Here is a 19,633-nt window from a genome sequence, read left to right on the forward strand (position 1 = left end):
GATTTGAGCTAGATCATGGCCGACAGCCTAGTCAGAAAGACCTTATTGATCATAGGGGCCGGTATCGAGGGAGTCGAGGGTATCAAAGTTGCCCATGCGATGGGCCTTCGTCTTGTCGTGGCGGACGGCAACCCTCAAGCACCTGGGTTTGCCTGGGCTGATCACACCTTGGTATTGAGTACCTACGATGCCGATGGCCTGGCGGCTGCAGCTATTCAATTACGCGATGAAGGCACAGTAATTGATGGTGTGATTGCCATGTGTGCAGATGTGCCGGTTAGCGTAGCCAAAATAAAAGAGGCGCTTGGGCTGCCCGGGCTGAGCTTGGAGTCAGCTCACTGGGTGGCAGATAAACTGCTGATGAAGCAGCGGTTGAAGGCCTGTGGCATACCTATACCGGGGTTTGCGGCGGTGAGTAGTGTTGCAGATATGCACGTGGCTTCGGCCAAGTTGGGCCTGCCGATGGTGATCAAGCCCGTAGACAGTCGTGGTGCTCGGGGTGTGCTGCTGCTGGACATGGAAGAGCAGTTTCCAGAGGCGTTCAGGTTGGCCCAGAAGGAATCCCCGACCGGTCGGGTCATGGTGGAAGAGTACCTGACTGGGCAGCAGATCAGCACAGAGACTCTGATTGACGATGGCCACTGTTTCACTCTGGGATTTTCGGACAGAAATTATGAGTGGTTGGAGAGAACTCGTCCCTACATGATCGAGAACGGTGGCGATGCTCCCAGTGCATTAACTGAGGATGAGCAGCGGAACGTAATCGAAACCGTAGAGCGAGCGGCACTGGCATTAAATATCCATTCGGGTGTCGCAAAGGGGGACATGGTGCTGACACCCGACGGCGCAAAGGTGATCGAAATCGCAGGACGGTTGTCGGGGGGCTACTTTTCTACTACCCAGATTCCTTTGGCCACTGGCGTCAATTTCGTGGAACAGGCCATCCTTTTGGCCCTTGGATTTCACTTGGATCCGCTTACCGTGACCCCCAAAAAATGGCGAGCGGTGGCTATTCGCTATCTGGATCTGCCTGCCGGCACAATAGCTGCTATCTCCGGTGAATCTGAAGCCCGAAACCAGCCTGGTATCGAGATGCTTTCCCTCTTTTTTCACCCCGGTGATCGTTTGCAAGCCTTGGCCAATCACACCCAGAGGGCCGGTTTTGCCATCGCCACCGGTGATAACAAAACGCAGGCTATTGCTCGAGCCCAGGGTGCACTGGCACGAATCCGAGTGAGCTATGTTGAGGAGTAGCCCTACCCAGTTATACGCGATTTTTCACCTGAATCTTGCATTTTCCTCAGTTGAGATAGAGGCGCATGCCGATGTGGTAAGCCGCTGTTACTGGCCGTTGCTGAGGCAGGCCGAATCGGGAAATGTTCCCCTTGGGCTTGAGATCACACTTTATACGCTTGAATGTATTCAAAGGATCGCCCCTGATTGGATCGAAGCTTTTCGTAGTCTGCTGCAGGCCGGTCATTGTGAACTCATTGCGAGTGGTGACAGTCAGATCATCGGGCCGCTCGTGCCCGCCGAAGTAAACCGCTGGAATCTTCGACTGGGGCAGCAGGGTTATCAGAAAATTCTCGGAGTGACGCCCAGGTTGGCATTCATCAATGAGCAGGCGGTGTCACCTGGGCTATTGAACATCTACCTTGAAACGGGGTTTGAGGCTGTTGTGATTGAGTGGGACAACCCGTCATCCCACAACCCTGACTGGCAGAGGAACATGCTTCACCGCCCGTCCACTTTGGTAAGTGCAAGTGGTCAGCCCATTAAAGTTATCTGGAACAGTGCCGTTGCGTTTCAGAAGTTTCAACGTTACGCCCATAACGATATTACCCTGGAAGACTACCTGGATGGGCTGGACCGCCTGGTGGGCCAGGATTGTCAGTGCTTCCCGGTTTACGGCAGTGATGCAGAAGTTTTCGACTACCGTCCCGGGCGTTACACCGTCGAGGCAGAGCAAGGCCACGGTGAGTGGGAGCGCCTGGATAGATTGTTCCAGGCGATCTCTGGTCAGGAAAGGTACCAGTTGGTGCTTCCTTATGAGGCCCTGGCGCATTGGCGGGAAGAGCCGGTTTTGACGCTGGCAACAGCGGACTATCCCATTAGCGTAAAGAAACAAGCAAAGTACAATATTACTCGTTGGGCCCTGAGTGGGCGTAATGACCTTGTGCTGAACAGTCTCTGTTTTCAGCGATTCCAGGCGCTACAGAGTTCGTCGGTAACCACAAGTGAAGAGTGGCGTAATCTGTGTCGGTTGTGGGCCAGCGATTTCAGGACTCATCTAACCCAGCGACGCTATGATGCTTTGCGCGCTGAGCTTGGCCTGAATGTTCAGCCGCCAGTCCCGGCGTCGTATACCGCACAGCCCGGCGTTCCCACGAACATGACGGTAAACCTCGATGAGTCTCGGCGATATCTCAGGATTGAGACTCCTGGGCTGCGCCTGGTTCTGAATATGAAGCGAGGGATGAGTATCGTCTCGCTGGCCTTTGTCGAGCATGACTGGGAGCCGGTGATGGGAACGCATTTTCATGGTCACTTCGATCACATAGGCTTTAGTGCCGATTACTATTCGAACCACTTGGTAATGGAGCGGTTCCGGGAGCGCGACAGGGTTACCGATCTGGCTCCTGTCGATTGGGCGCTGAGTCAGGCAGACGGGCGTATGCTCGTTAGTGCCGGGCTGGAGACTGCGCAGGGTCGACTGGTCAAACATTATTGGATCAGTGAAAACGAGATCGAGTGCGGGTTTGCTTTTGCTGGGCCGAAAAGGCCTGAAGCCTCATTGCGTCTGGGGTTTATTACGCTAATCGATTGTGGAAATCGACCGTGGTTCGCCTGTCACAACGGCGGGGACGTTGAAGAGCGCATTGTTGTGGACAAGGATATTGATCACGGAAGACCGGTCTCCTCTATCGTGAGCGCATCAGCGGGGTTGGGTGCTACTACGGGTGAGTTTAAGTTTGGCTCGGGCTCGTGTGGATTACGTTTGACCTGGGAACCGTCAGAATGTGCGGCTCTACCGATGGTGTCGTCTCTTGAGGTTAATCGAAAGTACTTAAACCGAATGTGGTTTTCGCTCATCGAGGCCGATGAAACCTTGAAGCCTGACGGTATTCTACCTGCGTTCCGGTATACGTTGCAGGCTTGGGTTCAAGGGAATGAAAATGTCTGAGGTGCGGCGGACTGACAGTTTGATCGTGGTTGGAGCTCGGCTAAATTCCAGTCGGCTACCGCGGAAACACTTGCTTGACCTGGCAGGTGTCCCAATGATTGTTCGAATATTCGAGCGATTGGCTGCGACCGGTGTTCCGGCTGTGCTAGCAACCACATCTGACGACTACAACCAGGAACTGGTGCGACTGGGCGATGAATCGGGTTTTGCCGTTGTCACCTACGATGGTGGCGTCGATAACGTAGTAGGTCGTGTGGATGCGGTTGTTCGAAATTATCAGCCCAGCAGAGTCGTTTATGTATGCGGTGACTGTCCTTTGGTCAGCCAGGGTTACATTCGGTTAGCCTTGCAGGCCCTTCACGATAATCCGGACTGGGAGCAGGTTGTGCCGGAGCCCGGGCGCTTGGGTGAAACAGTGATTCATGAGGGGATCTTATGCCTGAGCAGAGCCGGCTGGGATGAACTGGTAGCCCGCAGTCAATCCAGCCTGGAGCAGGAGCACGTTGGCCTGGCACTAACGAAGGGATCGCCCCTGAAGCAGGGCATGGTTCGGGATGCTGATGAATTCTATGGTCCCGGCTTTCGCATGTCGGTGGATACTGCTGCCGACTGGCGCTTTATGGATCAGCTTTACTGCCAGTGGTATGCGAGCCATGAAGGGCCAGTGTCTCTGGAGTGGGTGGTCGAAAAGGTGCGGAGCACAGGCACCGGACGTATCAACAGCCACGTCATGCAAAAGTCGGGCTACCGCAAGTACGGTAGCGTCCTTTTCGTGACTGAGGCCGGTCCCACTAAAGGATTAGGGCAACTGGTAAGGTCAGTTCGTCTGGCAGAGCGGCTTTGCGAGTTGGCTGGATTTGGCGTTACGCTCTGGGTTGTTGGTACGCCCCAATCCCTGGGTTGTTTGCGAACGGTTAATCACGAGTGGGTTGATTCGGAAGCGGATCTTCTAAACCGCTTGACGGCTGATAGCCTTCCCGCACTGGTTGTAGTGGACCTTTTCCCTGATCGAATGGAGCACCCCGAGAAGCTGCTAGACGTATTGGGTGAACTGGTTGCGCAGGGGAAAAGAGTCGTTGGTCTGGATCGCCTATGGCCCTGGCATCGAGCGTTGTCAAAGATAGTGGTGCCGTGTTTGGTGTATCGCGGAGAACAAGCCCAGAATATTCTCTCTGGACCAGGCTATGCACTGGCTCCGATATGGTCGCCGGTGACCGAGTTGCCGGTCACCGATAGGCCACTACTTACAGTGATGACGGGAAGCAGTGATGCCATTGGCTATGGTGGTGAACTGCCGCAGCTCCTGGACCGGATCTTACCCGAAAATACTATGGTGCAATGGCTCCAAGGGCCCTATGCCAAACCTCCGAGACTGCCATCAAAATGCCGATTGAAATGGTCGATACTGGAAGCTCAGGACGACATTGCGTCGGTTGCGTTGACCTCTACCGTCGTGTTGTCTGTTTATGGTAATACTGTGCTGGAATTGCTGGCTAACCGTATTCCTGTAGCAATATTGCCCGCCCCTGGCCTGATCGAAGAGGTGGAATGGCAGACAATCCGCCAGCAAGATGCTCTCTTCTGTGTCGATCCTACGGAGGATGGACTAAAGCTTTTGTCTCATTTACTCCTTTCCGATCATGCTAGAAAAAAGCTGTTAGCTCGGACGGACGGATTAGGTGCCGCTGGAGGGTTGCAGCGTGCGGCAGCGTGTATCCTGGCAACACTGGATCAATAAACTCTCTAAATCATCGCTGGCGTCATGGAGCCACATTTCCGGGCCGGATGGCACCCTTTTCATAGAGACTAGCTTATGGCAGAAACAGACGAAGACATCGCAGCGCCTTTCCTTCGCCGCCGTGTGAATAACCTGGCTTATTTCCGCAAGTATCGCCCAGAGCTCTACGACTTCTTTGCCGAGCTTCAGCTGAATCACATCGAACTCGTTGTCACGCCCGGCTTAACTGACGTAGACCTGACGGATCATGGCCAAACTGTCTATCGTAATCATGCTCAGAGCTTTTCTCGGGATGAGGTAGACAAATTCCTCTCCGAAAACCCCGGCGACAAAGCCATGTTGACATTGGCCCCGTCGGAGATAAGCAGCTATAACCCCAATCGATTTGCGAGTCACGCTGTCCGCCAGTGTTTCCAGTACTCGTCTTTTAATAAAGAAAACTTCAAGGGTTACTTCCGGGGTGAGTCTTTCCCGTCCGTTGTGTTCTTAGGTTGTGGCCTGGGTTATCACATTGAAGCGCTAGCTACCAAAGCCGACATCGTCGATGCAGTCGTTTTTGAACCTGACGCGGAAAGGTTCGCCGCCAGTCTCTATACCGTCGACTGGGAGGCTATCTGCACACGCTTCCGAAGAAAAGGCTGTTCTATCTCATTCAGCATTCCAGTCAGTCCAGACTCCGCTAATGTCCGGCGGGTACTGGGAGGGAAACTCGCCGAAATGGTCCCTCTCTATCCTTTCTTTACCATCTACTACAACCACCTTGCGAATGTTGAATTATTTCGCACGGCGAAGGATCTGGAGAGAGACCTTCCGATAGTTGGGGCTAACTGGGGTGGCTATGACTTCGAGTTGCGCGGGTTGAATAACGTAGTGCATAACATAGAGTCGGCGCGACCCTACCTGAAACCGAAATTCAAACTCCAGTCTGAGCAGCCCGTATTTGTGGTTGGGAGTGGTCCGTCAATTGATAAGCGTATTGCAGATATCGAGCGGCACTACAACAAGGCGATTGTGATAAGTGCCGGTACCGGGCTGCGTGCACTGCTGAACCACGGGATCAAACCTCATTTTCATCTGGAGCTCGATGCCGATTACATCATTTACGAAATTCTGAGTGATCTTGGTAAAGAAGCATTACATGGGATCACATTGCTGGCGAGCATTGATGTTAATCCGCTAGTCCCGGATCTCTTCGACAAAACCCTGTTTTACTTCAAACGAAATAACTATCTGCCACCTCTGTTGGATGCGTCAGCGTATGCGGTGGACTACTGTAATCCGACCTGCACCAATGCGGCGATGGCTATTGCGTGCGCGCTCGGATTCTCAAACATATTTCTCTTCGGAACGGACTACGGTTATAGAAACAAGGCTCAACACCACTCCCGCCATTCAATCTACGGAGATACTGCTGACTCCGAGTTCTCGTCGCGGATGCGTGCCACGGCAGGGGCTGATCAATCTGAAATAAAGACGTTCGAGGTTCCGGCAGTGGATGGGGGATACGTCCTTACGCGGACTGATTACTATGCTGCCAGGCGCCAGGTCGAGCAGTTTATCGAAGACATGTCCCGTACCAAGCTGGCATTGAACATCCGCAACTGCGCGGATGGGGCGGCCATTGAGGGCGCGCCATGGCTTAGCTCGCAAGCGCTGGATGAACTGCTGGAATCACATGACGATAGCGCGGTAACTGAATTAGACAGGTTACTCCCAAGCGAAACCGGTAAATTATCCATCCCGCTTTGGCGTAAGAATCTCGAGTTGTTATCCAGAGAAATCAAATCGAGTGCCAACGCCTATCTTCAGATTCTGGCTCACGCAAGGCTAAACGGCAGGCGGGATCTGGTCGTGGTAGGGAATGAAGTTCGAGCCTACCTGAACAGGATCGGTCCTGGAAGCGGGCGTCAGACTCCTGTGGCAATACAGATGATGGGTTATCAAATGCTCAAAGGGTCCATCCACCACTTCCTGTACGTGGGCCTTTCACACGGCATGGCTTGTGAGACGGACGAGGAGCTCATTCACTTCTCGAGGGGCTGGAAGAAAGAGTTTGAGGCTTTTCTCAAAGAGCTCCCTCATCATTTTCAGCGTGCTGTAGTGGAGGCAAAACCGACGAACGAAGATCCGTGGGTGGTGAGGCGACTCATAGAAGCAGAGCCTGGTCTCGAGAATAGGTAAAAAAAAAGAAAACGACGTAGGCTTTTGCAAAAGCGCTATGTCGTTTTCGATAAGGCTGCGATTTAGCCCTGAAGTAACTGCAATACCTGCTGAGGCCGGGCATTGGCCTGGCTGAGCACGGAAAGCCCTGCTTGCTGAAGCACCTGGGTGCGGGCCAGCTCGGCAGATTCTGCTGCGAAATCAGCGTCCATGATTCGGCTGCGGGACGCGCTCTGGTTTTCAATGTTTGTCGCCAGGTTGGCAATCGTACTTTCGAAGCGGTTCTGCACCGCACCGAGGTCCGAGCGGAAGGCGTTCACTGAAGAAAGCGCACTGTCTATAGCCGCGAAGGCGCTGGTCGAACCTGATACCGTGCTGATGTCGATCGTGTTGATCCCCAGCCCGCTGGCTCGCATATTACTGTCGAAAGTGATTTCGATAGTCTGGCCTTCGTTCGCACCTACCTGGAAAGAGATATCGTTGCCGCTGTTCAACTGACCGTCCAACACGGACTGGCCGTTGAACTGGGTCTCGTTAGCGATACGGGTGATCTCATCCAAGCGCTGGGAAACCTCGGCTTGCAGGAGCGCCCGGTCTTCGGGGGTGTTGGAACCGTTTGCGGCCTGGACCGCCAGTTCTCGAATCCGCTGTAGATTGTTTACGGTTTCGTTCAGACCACCTTCGGCTGTCTGCGCCATGGAAATGCCGTCGCTGGCGTTACGCTGGGCGACGGTGAGACCACGGATCTGGGTGTCGAACCGCGTAGAGATCGCAAGACCCGCCGCGTCATCCTTGGCCGAGTTGATGCGAAGACCGGAAGACAACCTTTGCAGGGCAGTATCGGAATCGCGTTGAGTCTGGTTCAGGTTGCGCTGGGCATTCAGCGAAGCCATGTTCGTATTGATGACCTGGGGCATGTTGTTCTCCTTGCTCAAGGAAGCCGGTATGCAGTGCCCGATTCAAGGACGCCCGCCGGCCGAATGATAAAAAAAGTACGCTGAGTCGTAATAAGCGAGCGCCGTGCCAACTTTCTTATTTCAGCCGTAGGTTGTTGTTTATGGCTGACTCTTTGAATGCGGATGTTTCAAAATACAAGCCTGGCTGTATGAAGAGCGGAAGGATGTTGCCGCAATTTTGGCGCGATTAAGGCGCCGTTCGGCCGCCTGGTTACATTCGCTGACAATTTACTCTGAAGATTTGTTAAAGGTTCGTCGGGCGAGGCCGTTAAGCCTAGTAACAGGACGGCGCAGCCTGAATCAGAACCGGCGCCAGACTCTTCCACTAGCATTCTTACAGTTTTAGGAGAAGCATCATGGCTCTCGGTATCAACACCAACATTCCGTCTCTGAGCGCACAGAACCAGCTGAACAAGTCACAGAACCTCAGCAACGAAGCAATGCAGCGCCTGTCTTCTGGCCTGCGTATCAACTCAGCCAAGGATGACGCAGCGGGTCTTGCGATCTCCAGTAAGTTCGACACCCAGATCCGCGGTCTGGCAGTAGCCCAGCGTAACGCCAACGACGGCATTTCTATGGCGCAAACGGCGGAAGGTGGTCTGAACGAAACCGTAAACAACCTTCAGCGGATCCGCGAGCTGGCTGTTCAGGCGGCTAATGGCTCAAACACAGACGCAGACCGTGATCTGCTGCAGGCTGAAGTAAAACAGCGCCTTGAAGAAGTATCCCGCATCGCTGATGAAACCCAGTTCAACGGTCAATCAGTACTTGACGGTGGACTTGGCTCGGCAGTTTCGTTCCAAGTAGGTGCTAACCAAGGTCAGACCATCTCGATCGGTTTTGAGAAAGACATGGGCGCGAGCGGTCTGTCTGTAAACTCCGTAGATATCAGCTCAGTGAGCGGTGCTTCTGCAGCCCTGGCCTCGATCGACGCTGCACTGTCTTCGGTAAACGCTTTCCGGTCAGACCTGGGTGCGGTGCAGAACCGCTTTGAGAGCACCATTGCCAACCTGGCAACGAACATGGAAAACCAGAGCGCAGCACAGGGTCGTATTCTGGATGCGGATTTCGCCTCAGAAACCGCCAAGATGTCCAAGGCACAGGTTCTCCAGCAGGCCGGCATCTCGGTTCTGGCCCAGGCTAACTCCAGGCCCCAGCAGGTTCTTTCCCTCCTGCAGTAATCGGCATAACGCGGTAACCGCCAGCCCCTTCGGGGGCTGGCAAGTTCCGTTAGAGAGTGAGGTGCGTTATGTATGACGTAAATCTGAACGGCCCCGATCTGAGACTGGTAAGCTCAAACGAGCCAAAATCAGGCCGGGTGTCTTCATCCTCTCGGGCCGACGGGAACCCGGATTCCCAGCGTATTGTTCCTGTTGATTCAGCCCCCAAGGCGCGGTCTGGCTCGGCAATAACGTCGATTCAGGCGAGCGCAGACCAGGCCGAACAGCAGGCCAAAGCTAAGGAACTGACAGAAAAGGTGTCTCAACTGAACGATTATGTTCAGTCGCTGCACCGGAACCTGGAGTTCCAGGTGGATAACACCAGCGGACAAACCATCGTTAAAGTGGTTGACCAGGAAACCGACAAGCTTATCCGCCAGATACCGGATGAGCTGGCTCTTAGGTTGGCAGAGAAATTGCAGCAGGACGAACCGCTGACATTGCTAAATATCGAAGTCTAGTTTTAATCGATTATCAGTGAAATGGTTCAGCACCGCCGCCTCCCTTGGAGCCGGCGGTGTTTCTGTCTTGGGGCGTTGCCACAGGACAAGGCCGCTGGAGAACACTTCGTTACAATTCCGGCAGCCACCGCGGCAAAGTTTTGCCGCTCTCGGCCGATAAACAGTTAACTGCATTACGCAGAGTAAGCCTCGAGAGGCAAAACGCTATGGCAACTATTTCTGCATTAGGTGTTGGTTCAGGGATTCTGAACTCTGATCTGGTCGATAGCCTGGTTTCCGCGGAGCGAAAGCCGGTTGAAACACGGCTGAACGCACAGGTTAAGGAAACCGAAGCCCTGATCTCGGCGTACGGCAAGCTGCGCAGTGGCGTCACCGAACTGCAGGCACCCATGCGAGCGTTGAGCTCGTCGGATGCCATGCGCTCCTTTGCGGGCACGTCCTCCAACCCGAATGTTGAAATTACCGTTGATGGCGGGGCGGCCAGTCGTGGTACCTACACAGTTAATGTGGAAACCCTGGCCAAAGCTCACTCTTTGGCTTCTGCAGGCCCTGGCTATGCCGATAAAGGCGCTACTGCTGTGGGAACCGGTGAGCTTACTTTGACTACCGCGGGTGTTACGAAAACACTGACCATCGACAGCGGCAATAACACGCTGCAGGGGCTGGCCGACTCGATCAACGAACTGAACATGGGCATAACCGCTGGCGTCGTCGATACCGGGGATGGCTTTCGGCTGGTCATGTCGGCTGAAAAGTCTGGTACTGCCAATGCTATTACAGTCAGCGCGACTGACCTGGACCCGGCCAACACCGGCTTGACCAGTCTGGCTGCGGGTCTTGAAGAAACCATCGCCGCTGAAGACGCCGTCATGACAGTTAACGGCATCCGCGTTGTTCGGCCCAGCAATACAATAGAAGGTGTGATCGAAGGGGTAACTTTCGACCTGAAAGGGGAAGGGGTCACTTCGACCATCAGTATTACCCAAGACTCCGCTTCCGTTGCAGACAAGGTCCAGGAGTTCGTAGACAAGTTCAACAGTCTGCAAGACACCATTAAGCAGCTCTCCGGGTATGATTCTGCTACCCAGACCGGCGGCGTACTGAACGGCGACTCAACCGTCAGAACCATTCAGAATCAACTCCGCGGAATTTTGGGCCGGGTGGTGCCCGGTCTCGAAAACGCGCCTATTCGCAGCATGGCGGATGTTGGGCTGGCGACTAACTGGGAAACCGGCAAGCTGGACTTTGATCGCAGCAAATTCCTGGAGAAGCTTGAGGCACATCCGGACGACATGACCGCGCTCTTTGCCGAGCAGGGCCGTACGTCAGATCCCCAGGTGAAGTTTCTTCGTAGCGGCATCAACACCCAGCCCGGTGACTACGCCATTAACGTGACTCAGATTGCCACCCAGGGAAGTATTAGTGGCAATGTAATCACAGCAACGGCGTTCGACATGGGCGCAGGCAGCACTTTTAGCCTGGAAGTCGACGGTACTGCGGCGGATTTCACTCTTTCAGGCGCCTTTGCCACCAGGGCCGAGCTGTTGACCCACATCAATGGTCAACTTGCGGCGAACGACGGGCTACGCTCAGCCGGAAAGTCAGTGACTGCCGCATTCGAGGGCGACCAACTGGTGTTGAAGTCTGGCCGGTTTGGCGCTGAGTCGACGGTCAACGTCACGGCGGCCGATGCGACGATCCAGGCGAGCTTAGGGCTGAACGTTGGCACCGGGACGATGGGTGTTAACGTAGCCGGCACGATCAATGGAAAGCCTGCGCTGGGTAACGGGCAAACCCTGTATTCCGACGCCTTGGGCACTGGGCCAGAATCAGGTATTCAGGTCAGGATTACCGGTGGTGCCACCGGCGACCGTGGCACAGTCAGTTTCATCGAAGGCGTCGGCGACAAAATTGTGGGGCTTGTTGCCAACCTGACCGAGTCGCAGGGGGTGCTTACTAAACGACCCGCAGGCCTTAGAGAGACGTTGAGTGACATAGCCGACCAGCGTATCCGCCTGGATGACCGGATGGCTTCGCTTCGAGCCCGGCTCGTAGCCCAGTTCTCCGCCGCCGACTCGCTGATTTCCCAGTTGAACAGTACCCAGGAATACGTGACCCAACAGCTCGCAGCCCTGGCACCGCAGAACTCCAAATAGAAAATCCTGTTTAGCCGAACGTCCGGCTAATTGATGAACAAGAGGTCAGATCATGAACGCACTGCAGCAATATCAGCGCATTAATACTCACACCAGCATGACGGATGCTGATCCACACCGTCTCATCCAGCTGCTGCTGAACGGCGCGTTGGAGCGCCTGAATATGGCTAAAGCTCAAATGCTGGCGAAGAATTTTGAAGGCAAAGGGCGGCTGATCAACAAGACCATTGATATCATCAGCAGCTTGCGTGAGTTTCTGGATTTCGAAAAAGGCCAGGATCTGGCAGAGAGACTCGATAGCCTGTACGACTATATGGCCCGGACGCTGCTTCAGGCCAACCTGAAAAATGATACGGCCAAGCTGGACGAAGTCGCGCATCTGTTGCGCCAGATCAAAGAAGCGTGGGACGGGATTCGCGAGGAAGCTGTTGAGTTTTTGGGACAGCAGCAAGCCGCTAACGGCTAAAAAGCTAGACCTCTACGTCTTGACCTCGATTGGCCCGGAAGCAAAACCCCGGGCCAATCTCTAGCATGTGCCAAAGCCCAGCGGACGAGAATCCCCAAGCTCAGGGCTTCATCCCCGCCAGTGCTTTCAGGTGCGCCTCCACACTACGGGCAAGCGCCTCCAGGTGATAGCCACCCTCAAGGCTTGAGACGACTCTGCCGTTGCAGTGCTTCTCTGCGATTTCCACGATCCGCTCCGTTATCCAGCCATAATCCTCATCTTCAAGATTCATTTCGGCCATGGGGTCGAGCCGGTGGCCGTCGAAGCCAGCAGAAATCAGGATCAGCTGCGGCTTGAACGTTTCCAGCTGGGGCAGCCAGTCGCGTTCTATGCGGTGCCTGTACGTCTTGCCATCGGTATGGGCGTCCAGGGGCACATTGACGATATTCTCGCCCAGGTTGTGGTAGTGGCTGAACGGATAGTAGGGGTGCTGGAAGCTGGAACAGACCATGACCCGCGGGTCGTCATTAAAAATGTCGATAGTGCCATTGCCTTGATGGACATCGAAGTCGACGATAGCCACACGCTCCAGGTGGTGAAAAGTCAGTGCCTGGCATGCCGCTACAGCGATATTGTTATAGAAACAGAATCCCATGGTTTTGCTGCGCTCGGCATGATGGCCTGGGGGGCGCACCGCGCAGAATGCATTGGTGACCTGATTGCTCAGTACCATGTCGACACCCTGGGACACAGCGCCTGCGGCCAGCCGCGCAGCGCGTAGCGTGTGGGGCATTATGATGGTGTCCGGATCGGCCATAACGCGGCCGCGCTCGGGGCTGATCAGGTCGAGCTGGCGCAGGTACATCTCGGGATGTACGCGCTGCAACTGGACGCGCTGGATCTCCTCCGCACGAACAAATTCCAGCATCTGTTCCAGTTCCGTTCCCTGAATCTGGTTGATGATCGCGGCAAGCCGGGAAGGGCTTTCGGGATGCTCGGGCCCCATGTCGTGCAGGGCACAGTCGTTATGGCTGATATAGGCAGTGGTCATACCAAACCGCTTTGTTTATGGTTGTGAGGGAGCTGGTCGGCTTCCTGTAAAGTGTATCAGCTTTCAGAGCTGGCCATGGTTAACCTGAGGTTTGCCCGAGCGGGCCTTCCGGTCATGCAGACCTCGACTTCGTCACGGGCCTGTGGCTACACACCTGCTGTCGGGCAGGCGATTCGGCACACACTAGCAGGGGGTTAATTTGTGAGCACGCGCTACCTTGAGGCGCTTTTCAATCCCGCGTCCATTGTTGTACTTGGCGCATCCGAACGACCGGATAACCTGGGCGGCATGGTGCTTCGGAACCTGATGTCGTCGGATTTCCCCGGGCGCCTGCTGGTCATTAACCGCAACAACTACGCCAATGTTCATGGGGTGCTATGTGTGCCCAAAGTGAGCCGCATGCCGTTCTCGCCCGACCTGGCAATCATCTGTACGCCACCTGAAACAGTGCCCAAGGTGATCAAGCAGCTGGGAGAGGCGGGCGTGCGTACGGCGATGGTCATGACCGGCGGCATGTCGCGTGCCCACAGCAAGACCGGCAGACCTCTTATGTACGCGGTGCGTGACGCGGCACGCAAGAACGGGATCCGTGTTCTTGGGCCCAACACGATAGGCATCATGGTGCCCAGCCGGAGTATCAATGCCACCTATGCACACATGGGTGTACTCGAAGGCAAGATCGGCTTTGTCGGCCAATCCGGTACGATTGCCAGCGCGATTATCGACTGGGCGTTTGCCAGAGGTGTGGGGTTTTCCCACTTCCTGACCCTCGGCGACAGCATGGATATCGACCATGATGACCTGATCGACTACCTGGCCCAGGACAGCAACACCCGTGCGATTCTCATGCACATAGAGAACATTCCCAACCCGCGGCGGTTCATCTCTGCCGTCCGGGCAGCCTCCCGCACCAAGCCGATCATCGCCGTGAAAAGCGGGCGGGTGCCCGAATCTGAATGGATGCCCCAGCAATTGCCCGACGGCCTGACCCGCTCAGACCCGATCTATGATGCCGTGCTGCAGCGCGCCGGTGTGTTGCGGGTCAACGGGCTGGACGAAATGTTTGACGCACTGGAGTCGTTGTCCCGTATGCGCCGTGTGCGCCGCGACGAGCTGGTGATCATGGCCAATGGCGTCGGACCGGGCGTCATGGCGGTAGACCGGCTGTCGGCCCTGGGCGGTAGCCTGGCCAAGCTGTCCCAGAGCTCCATCGACAAGCTGGCGGAACTGCTGCCGCCGTACTGGACCCGCAAGAACCCAATTGACCTGAACTATGACGCCTCGCCGGAACTCTATGCCCAGGCTCTACAGATCCTGGCGCGGGACCCGAACGTGTCCAACGTGCTGGCGCTCTACGCGCCGAGTCTGACCGAAGATAATCTGCAGATTGCCGACGCCGTGATCCGTACCGCCAAGCAGTCGCGGCTGAACATTTTTACCTGTTGGCTCGGGCAGAGCTCCGTCCTTGACGCCCGGGATGATTTCTACGCCGCTGGGGTGCCCACGTTCTTCTCGCCCGAGAAAGCTGTTAAGGCGTTCATGCACCATGTCAACCATCAGCGCAATCAGCGGCTACTGAAGGAAACCCCGGAGTCGTTTACTGAGCTGAACATGGACCGCGCAGCAGCCCAGAAAGTGGTCAGTGAAGTCCTGCGCAGCGGCCGTAACCACCTGTCCAACCAGGAGGCCCGGGAAATTATCTCGGACTACGGCATAGCCGCGGTAGAGACCTGGTACGTGGATGACATGGATGAAGCGGTGGAGCTGTTTCATCGGGTGGGCGGTCCGGTCAATATCACCTTGATCCATGAAAAAAGCTGCCATCCGTTTCTTGAGGAGAAGACCGGCCGGGGCCGATACCAGTCGACTATCAGCCGCCTGAATGATGAAGATGCGATCCGGGATTCCTGCCAGTTATTGTTGCGCGAATACCGCCGGCATTTCCCCCAGAGCGGCTTCCTTGGTTTTGCGGTGCAGTCGACCCACCAGCACATGGGCGGCATTGATTTTAGCGTGGGGGTTACCCGGGATCCCGTATTCGGCCCGCTGGTGGTGTGTGGCGCTGGTGGCGCCAGCGTCAATGTCATGACTGATCGGCAGTTGGCTTTGCCTCCCCTGAACATGGTGCTTGCGCGTGAGCTTTTGCAGCGTACCCACATGTACAAACTGCTAAAGGAATACAGCCGGAAGCCGGAGCAGGACATCCGCTCTGTCTGCGAGACGCTCGTGACTCTGTCCCAGATAGTGATCGATATCCCCGAGATAAAAGGTATCGAGATTCTGCCGTTGCTGTTCAACGACAAAGGCGCCATTGCGGTCGATGTGGCAATTGATCTGGGCGAACCCGCGCGGCCCATCATCAACCCCTATCCGAGAGAGCTGGAAGAGTGGGTCACCCTGCCGCGGTCGGGCCGGCGTATTATTATCCGACCCGTCCGCGCCGAGGATGAGCCCGCTCATATCGAGTTTCACGAACGCCAGTCACCGGACTCTATCCGCTACCGCTTCTTTCAGTACCGCAAACAGTTCACCCACAATGACGTCGCGCAAATGGTGCAGATCGACTACGACCGGGAGATGGCCTTTGTCGCGAATGCGACGCGGGAGGACGGTTCAGAAGAGACGCTGGGCACCGTGCGGGTCTGGACAGACGCCGACAATCTTCAGTGCGAGTTTGCGGTAATGGTGCACGACGAGTGCAAAGGCGAGGGCCTGGGCGTACTTTTGATGCAGAAGATGATCGACTACTGCCGCCAGCGTGGCACGGTCGAGATGATCGGTAACGTGCTGCCGGACAACCAGCCAATGCTGAAACTGGCCCGGAAGCTGGGTTTTCACACCAAGTACAATCCTGAGGAAGAGGTCACCGATCTCTGGCTACAGCTAAACGATCCAGAAGATGACTGGCAGCGGCAGAGGTTGGCCGGTGGAGCTGAGTCGGAGTTGTGGTAGGTCGAGTGTGGTGGAGTCCGTGCCGGCTGTGTGCTAAGCGCCTCAGCGAGGCGCCAGGCGGCTGGGGGCTACGAGGGGCACGTTGAGCTGGTGCGCGGTGCGCACCAGCCCGCAGCCAACTACTCCTCCACAATCGCTGAACGGTCTTCGCCACCGAACGCTTCCAGTATGACCGGCACCAGGCGCGAGATCTCAAGGGTCATCAGGGAAAAGGCGCCGTCAAATTTCGCTAACTTGTCGTCACTGTCGATATCATCAAGCTGGTCGCGAAGGGTTTCTCCGAACTTGAGGCGTTTGATAGTGAGCTCTTCGTCGATGAGGAAACTCAGATTTTCTTCCCAGTCCAGAGCAAGCCGGGTGACCTGCATACCTGATTCGATATGGTTGCGAATTTCGCCGCAGTGTAGCTCAAGGCCGCGGCAGCGAATAATGCCGCCTTCTTCCCCTGTATCCCGCAATTCGCATTCCTGACCTGCAACGAGACCAGTCGGGGGGTGAAGGTCGCCGTTGATCCAGCCGGTCATGACGAAGGCCGGGGATTGCTGCACAACAGGCGGGCGTACCGGCAGCGAACCCAGGGCCTGGCGCAGGGCACTGGCGATGTCTTCGGCCTGCTTGCTTGAACCGGAATCGACCACCAGCAGGCCATCCGCCGGAGCGAGATAAGCAAAGCTGTGGCGCGAACGGGTAAAGGCCTGGGGCAGCATCTCGAGAGTGACCTGATCACGCAGCTCGTTCTGCTCCTTGCGCCCGACCTTGCGGCCCTGCTCTGTTTCAATCAGTTCAATGCGCTCTGCGACTACTTCCTTGACGACTGAAGAGGGCAGTACGCGTTCTTCCTTGCGCAGGCAGATCAGGTGGTAGCCATTGGACGAGTGAACCAACTGTTCGCCTTGGCGACCCAAGGGCGAAACCCAGCCTTGGCGGAAGCTGTCCTGAGGGCCGCACGGCTTGAAGACATGTTCATTCAGCGCTTCTTCAAGCCGGGTCGGATCGGTATTGAAAGGCTTGGAAAAACGGAAGAAGCGGGCATTACGAAACCACATGGCGGATCCTTAGTTGAATTCGAGGCGGCATGGTAAACAAAGCGAAGCACCACCAAGGTGCCCCGGGGTTTCTGCCACCAGGAGCTTATATGGATTTGGGAGCTGTCTTGCCAGCGTTGCAGTCGCGCGCTGGCAGTCGGTCGAGGGGGCTGGGGCCGAATGGCTCAGCCTGCTGCCTGGACAACCTCGACAACGACGGTTTTAATCAGAAAGCCGAAGACGCCAGCGCCCAGGGTGACAAACAGCATAGCTGTTCCGAAGCGGCCTGCCCCGGATTTTTTTGCCAGGTCCCAGACGATAAAAGCCATGAAGGCTACGAGGCCGCCAATCAGAACGATCAGGGAAATATGTTCGAAGGTTTCTACATTCATCGAGTAAATACCCAGTCATTACCTTTAGTGAGTTCGGGGTTGAAGCTGTAACCGTCCAGGTCGAAGTCCCTGAGGTCATCGACCTGCCTTACACGGTTGCGAATGATATAGGTGCTCATCAGCCCACGCGCCTTTTTGGCGTAGAAGCTGATCATCTTGTATTGACCGTTTTTCCAGTCACGGAACTGCGGCGTAATGATCGTGCCGTTCATGCTCTTGGGCTTCACCGCTTTGAAGTATTCATTGGACGCCAGGTTGATGAGGACACCATCGTCTTTCGCCAGCTGAACATTGAGCGCTTCAGTCAACATGCTGTCCCAGAAAGCGTAAAGGTCCTTTCCGCGCTTGTTGTCAAAGCGGGTCCCCATCTCCAGGCGGTAGGGCTGTATCAGGTCCAGGGGGCGCAGCAGGCCATACAGGCCGGAGAGTATGCGCAAATGATCCTGGGCAAACTCGAAGTCCTGCTCGCTGAAGGTGTAGGCATCGAGGCCGGTATAAACGTCGCCCTTGAACGCCAGGATGGCCTGCCGTGCGTTTTCCGTAGTGAAGGGCGTGTGCCAATTCTGGAAGCGGTGGGCGTTAAGGTCACCCAGCTTGGCACTGACCCCCATGAGGTTGCTGACCTGGTGCGGCTCGAGGTGCTTCAGCTGGTCGATCAGTTCCCGGGAGTCCTCCAGGAAGTCGGGAATCGTGTGTTGACTGACGGGTACTGGTGTTTCGTAGTCCAGGGTTTTCGCAGGTGAAATAATTATCAGCATGAATACGCAGTCTCGTTCTCGTTCTGGTCTGGATCGGGTTCAGGTCCAGCGGCGAAGCCGGCAGTTGGGGTCAGCTGTCTGTCGTGACAAAGTGCTGGACATCCTCTGCACTGAACGGCCAGCTCAGTTCCCGCCCGCTGTCACTGCGCCTGAGTACAGGAATACGCGTACCGTAGCGTTCGACCAGATCCGCGCATTCACTGATGTCTACGGCGGCCACCGGCACCGGCCTGGGCAACTGGATCTGCAGGAGAAGGGCTTCGGCCTCTTCGCACAGATGGCAGCCCTCGGTTGTGTAAAAAGTCAGTTCCATCATTTAGCGTTGCTGGGCGTCGAACTGCTGACCAGTTACACCCTGGCTATCGGGACCCATAAGGTACAGGTAGGTGCCCATTATTTCATCCGGTGATGGATTTTGAGCCGGCGGCTCGCCCGGATAGGCCAGAACACGCATGCCGGTACGGGTAGCACCCGGGTTGATGGCGTTGACGCGGACCTGTTTGCCTTCACTTGACAGCTCATCCGCGAGCAGTTGATTGAGGCCTTCAATGCCGAACTTGGATATGGCGTAGGCGCCCCAATAGGCCCGGGCGGTGCGGCCGACCCCGGAAGAGGTGAGGATGATCGAAGGGTCGGGCGCTTGGCGCAGCAGCGGGATCATGGCCTGGGTCAGCATAACCGGGGCATGCAAATTGACCTGCATGACCTTGAGCCAGGTCTGCTCGTCGTAGTGTTCCAGGGGGGCGCGCTGGCCGAGGATACCCGCATTCTGTAGGAGGCCATCAAGGCGACCGAAGGTCTCATCAATCTTGGTCGCCACGTCCTGATAGTCGTGGCTGGTGGCCCCTTCCAGGTTCAGGGGGAGTATCGCCGGCTGCGGGCCACCGGCTGCCTCGATTTCATCATAGACTTTCTCCAGCTTGCTGGTGGTTCGCCCCAGCAACAATACGGTCGCGCCATGGGCTGCATAGTGCAGAGCGGCGCTGCGGCCGATGCCATCGCCCGCGCCCGTCACCAGTATAACGCGGCCCTTCAGCAGGCCAGATGGCGCTTGATAGTCTTGTTTACAGAGTATGGTCATGGGGTCTCAGCACGAGGTGGATTTCAAGGGTGTTCTGGTGCAACCGCCGGGGCT

16 protein-coding genes are annotated in these 19,633 nt (G+C 56.0%); 9 read left to right on the forward strand and 7 right to left on the reverse strand.

Features of this window, described 5'->3' with window-relative positions; translation table 11 throughout:
* Positions 1-15: 15 nt before the first annotated feature.
* From soil367_RS06025 to soil367_RS06040, 4 genes are all read left to right on the forward strand, one after another.
* Entirely contained in the window at positions 16-1,254 is a 1,239-nt protein-coding gene (locus soil367_RS06025) for an ATP-grasp domain-containing protein (RefSeq protein ID WP_136547893.1), read from the forward strand.
* Positions 1,241-3,184, forward strand: coding sequence for a glycoside hydrolase (locus soil367_RS06030; protein ID WP_136547895.1), 1,944 nt, complete (start codon positions 1,241-1,243; stop codon positions 3,182-3,184). Before soil367_RS06025 ends, soil367_RS06030 begins: the two co-directional genes overlap by 14 nt.
* Positions 3,177-4,922, forward strand: coding sequence for a cytidylyltransferase domain-containing protein (locus soil367_RS06035; RefSeq protein WP_172962288.1), 1,746 nt, complete (start codon positions 3,177-3,179; stop codon positions 4,920-4,922). The genes soil367_RS06030 and soil367_RS06035 overlap by 8 nt, the downstream gene beginning before the upstream one ends.
* 75 nt (positions 4,923-4,997) lie before the next feature.
* Positions 4,998-7,103, forward strand: a complete 2,106-nt coding sequence (locus soil367_RS06040; protein ID WP_136547899.1) for a motility associated factor glycosyltransferase family protein — start codon at positions 4,998-5,000, stop codon at positions 7,101-7,103.
* A 62-nt stretch (positions 7,104-7,165) separates the two neighbouring features.
* On the opposite strand, the gene soil367_RS06045 is transcribed toward soil367_RS06040, so the two are convergent.
* Positions 7,166-7,999: a flagellin domain-containing protein gene (locus tag soil367_RS06045; RefSeq protein ID WP_136547902.1), complete on the reverse strand. Its 834-nt coding sequence runs from the start codon at positions 7,997-7,999 to the stop codon at positions 7,166-7,168.
* Positions 8,000-8,394: 395 nt separating this feature from the next.
* Between soil367_RS06045 and soil367_RS06050 the strand changes: the two genes are divergently transcribed.
* From soil367_RS06050 to fliS, 4 genes are all read left to right on the forward strand, one after another.
* Complete coding sequence (locus soil367_RS06050) at positions 8,395-9,219, forward strand: flagellin domain-containing protein (RefSeq protein WP_136547904.1); 825 nt, start codon at positions 8,395-8,397, stop codon at positions 9,217-9,219.
* A 68-nt stretch (positions 9,220-9,287) separates the two neighbouring features.
* Complete coding sequence (locus soil367_RS06055) at positions 9,288-9,719, forward strand: flagellar protein FlaG (RefSeq protein WP_136547906.1); 432 nt, start codon at positions 9,288-9,290, stop codon at positions 9,717-9,719.
* A gap of 206 nt (positions 9,720-9,925) precedes the next feature.
* The gene (gene fliD / locus soil367_RS06060; RefSeq protein WP_136547908.1) at positions 9,926-11,875 is read left to right on the forward strand and encodes a flagellar filament capping protein FliD; all 1,950 of its coding nucleotides are present in this window, start codon (positions 9,926-9,928) and stop codon (positions 11,873-11,875) included.
* A gap of 52 nt (positions 11,876-11,927) precedes the next feature.
* Positions 11,928-12,341, forward strand: coding sequence for a flagellar export chaperone FliS (gene fliS, locus soil367_RS06065; RefSeq protein WP_136547910.1), 414 nt, complete (start codon positions 11,928-11,930; stop codon positions 12,339-12,341).
* A 100-nt stretch (positions 12,342-12,441) separates the two neighbouring features.
* Here fliS and soil367_RS06070 read toward each other — a convergent pair whose 3' ends face one another.
* Positions 12,442-13,371, reverse strand: coding sequence for a histone deacetylase family protein (locus soil367_RS06070; RefSeq protein ID WP_136547912.1), 930 nt, complete (start codon positions 13,369-13,371; stop codon positions 12,442-12,444).
* A 201-nt stretch (positions 13,372-13,572) separates the two neighbouring features.
* Here soil367_RS06070 and soil367_RS06075 point away from each other — a divergent pair, with 201 nt between their 5' ends.
* Positions 13,573-16,323 carry a bifunctional acetate--CoA ligase family protein/GNAT family N-acetyltransferase gene (locus tag soil367_RS06075; protein WP_136547913.1) on the forward strand — a complete coding sequence of 917 codons (2,751 nt, stop codon included), beginning with the start codon at positions 13,573-13,575 and terminating at the stop codon, positions 16,321-16,323.
* A gap of 119 nt (positions 16,324-16,442) precedes the next feature.
* On the opposite strand, the gene rdgC is transcribed toward soil367_RS06075, so the two are convergent.
* The 5 genes from rdgC to soil367_RS06100 form a co-directional block, all read right to left on the reverse strand.
* Positions 16,443-17,369 carry a recombination-associated protein RdgC gene (gene rdgC / locus soil367_RS06080; protein WP_136547915.1) on the reverse strand — a complete coding sequence of 309 codons (927 nt, stop codon included), beginning with the start codon at positions 17,367-17,369 and terminating at the stop codon, positions 16,443-16,445.
* Positions 17,370-17,533: 164 nt separating this feature from the next.
* Positions 17,534-17,740, reverse strand: coding sequence for a DUF2788 domain-containing protein (locus soil367_RS06085; protein ID WP_136547917.1), 207 nt, complete (start codon positions 17,738-17,740; stop codon positions 17,534-17,536).
* A complete protein-coding gene (gene yaaA / locus soil367_RS06090; protein WP_136547920.1) occupies positions 17,737-18,498 on the reverse strand; it encodes a peroxide stress protein YaaA in 762 nt (253 codons plus the stop codon). Before yaaA ends, soil367_RS06085 begins: the two co-directional genes overlap by 4 nt.
* A gap of 70 nt (positions 18,499-18,568) precedes the next feature.
* On the reverse strand, positions 18,569-18,814 hold the full coding sequence (locus tag soil367_RS06095) for a glutaredoxin family protein (RefSeq protein WP_246065556.1): 246 nt from the start codon (positions 18,812-18,814) through the stop codon (positions 18,569-18,571).
* Entirely contained in the window at positions 18,815-19,579 is a 765-nt protein-coding gene (locus soil367_RS06100; RefSeq protein WP_136547922.1) for a YciK family oxidoreductase, read from the reverse strand.
* Between the last annotated feature and the right edge of the window lie 54 nt (positions 19,580-19,633).

This window comes from Hydrocarboniclastica marina, from assembly GCF_004851605.1.
In the GTDB taxonomy this organism is placed as follows: domain Bacteria; phylum Pseudomonadota; class Gammaproteobacteria; order Pseudomonadales; family Oleiphilaceae; genus Hydrocarboniclastica; species Hydrocarboniclastica marina.

Excerpts from the sequence above, each read along its gene's own strand:
- soil367_RS06095 (WP_246065556.1), bottom strand. The coding sequence starts at position 18,814 with ATGATGGAACTGACTTTTTACACAACCGAGGGCTGCCATCTGTGCGAA.
- soil367_RS06070 (WP_136547912.1), bottom strand. The coding sequence starts at position 13,371 with ATGACCACTGCCTATATCAGCCATAACGACTGTGCCCTGCACGACATG.
- rdgC (WP_136547915.1), bottom strand. The coding sequence starts at position 17,369 with ATGTGGTTTCGTAATGCCCGCTTCTTCCGTTTTTCCAAGCCTTTCAAT.
- yaaA (WP_136547920.1), bottom strand. The coding sequence starts at position 18,498 with ATGCTGATAATTATTTCACCTGCGAAAACCCTGGACTACGAAACACCA.
- soil367_RS06040 (WP_136547899.1), top strand. The coding sequence starts at position 4,998 with ATGGCAGAAACAGACGAAGACATCGCAGCGCCTTTCCTTCGCCGCCGT.
- soil367_RS06055 (WP_136547906.1), top strand. The coding sequence starts at position 9,288 with ATGTATGACGTAAATCTGAACGGCCCCGATCTGAGACTGGTAAGCTCA.
- soil367_RS06025 (WP_136547893.1), top strand. The coding sequence starts at position 16 with ATGGCCGACAGCCTAGTCAGAAAGACCTTATTGATCATAGGGGCCGGT.
- fliS (WP_136547910.1), top strand. The coding sequence starts at position 11,928 with ATGAACGCACTGCAGCAATATCAGCGCATTAATACTCACACCAGCATG.
- soil367_RS06045 (WP_136547902.1), bottom strand. The coding sequence starts at position 7,999 with ATGCCCCAGGTCATCAATACGAACATGGCTTCGCTGAATGCCCAGCGC.
- fliD (WP_136547908.1), top strand. The coding sequence starts at position 9,926 with ATGGCAACTATTTCTGCATTAGGTGTTGGTTCAGGGATTCTGAACTCT.
- soil367_RS06100 (WP_136547922.1), bottom strand. The coding sequence starts at position 19,579 with ATGACCATACTCTGTAAACAAGACTATCAAGCGCCATCTGGCCTGCTG.
- soil367_RS06035 (WP_172962288.1), top strand. The coding sequence starts at position 3,177 with ATGTCTGAGGTGCGGCGGACTGACAGTTTGATCGTGGTTGGAGCTCGG.
- soil367_RS06030 (WP_136547895.1), top strand. The coding sequence starts at position 1,241 with ATGTTGAGGAGTAGCCCTACCCAGTTATACGCGATTTTTCACCTGAAT.
- soil367_RS06085 (WP_136547917.1), bottom strand. The coding sequence starts at position 17,740 with ATGAATGTAGAAACCTTCGAACATATTTCCCTGATCGTTCTGATTGGC.
- soil367_RS06050 (WP_136547904.1), top strand. The coding sequence starts at position 8,395 with ATGGCTCTCGGTATCAACACCAACATTCCGTCTCTGAGCGCACAGAAC.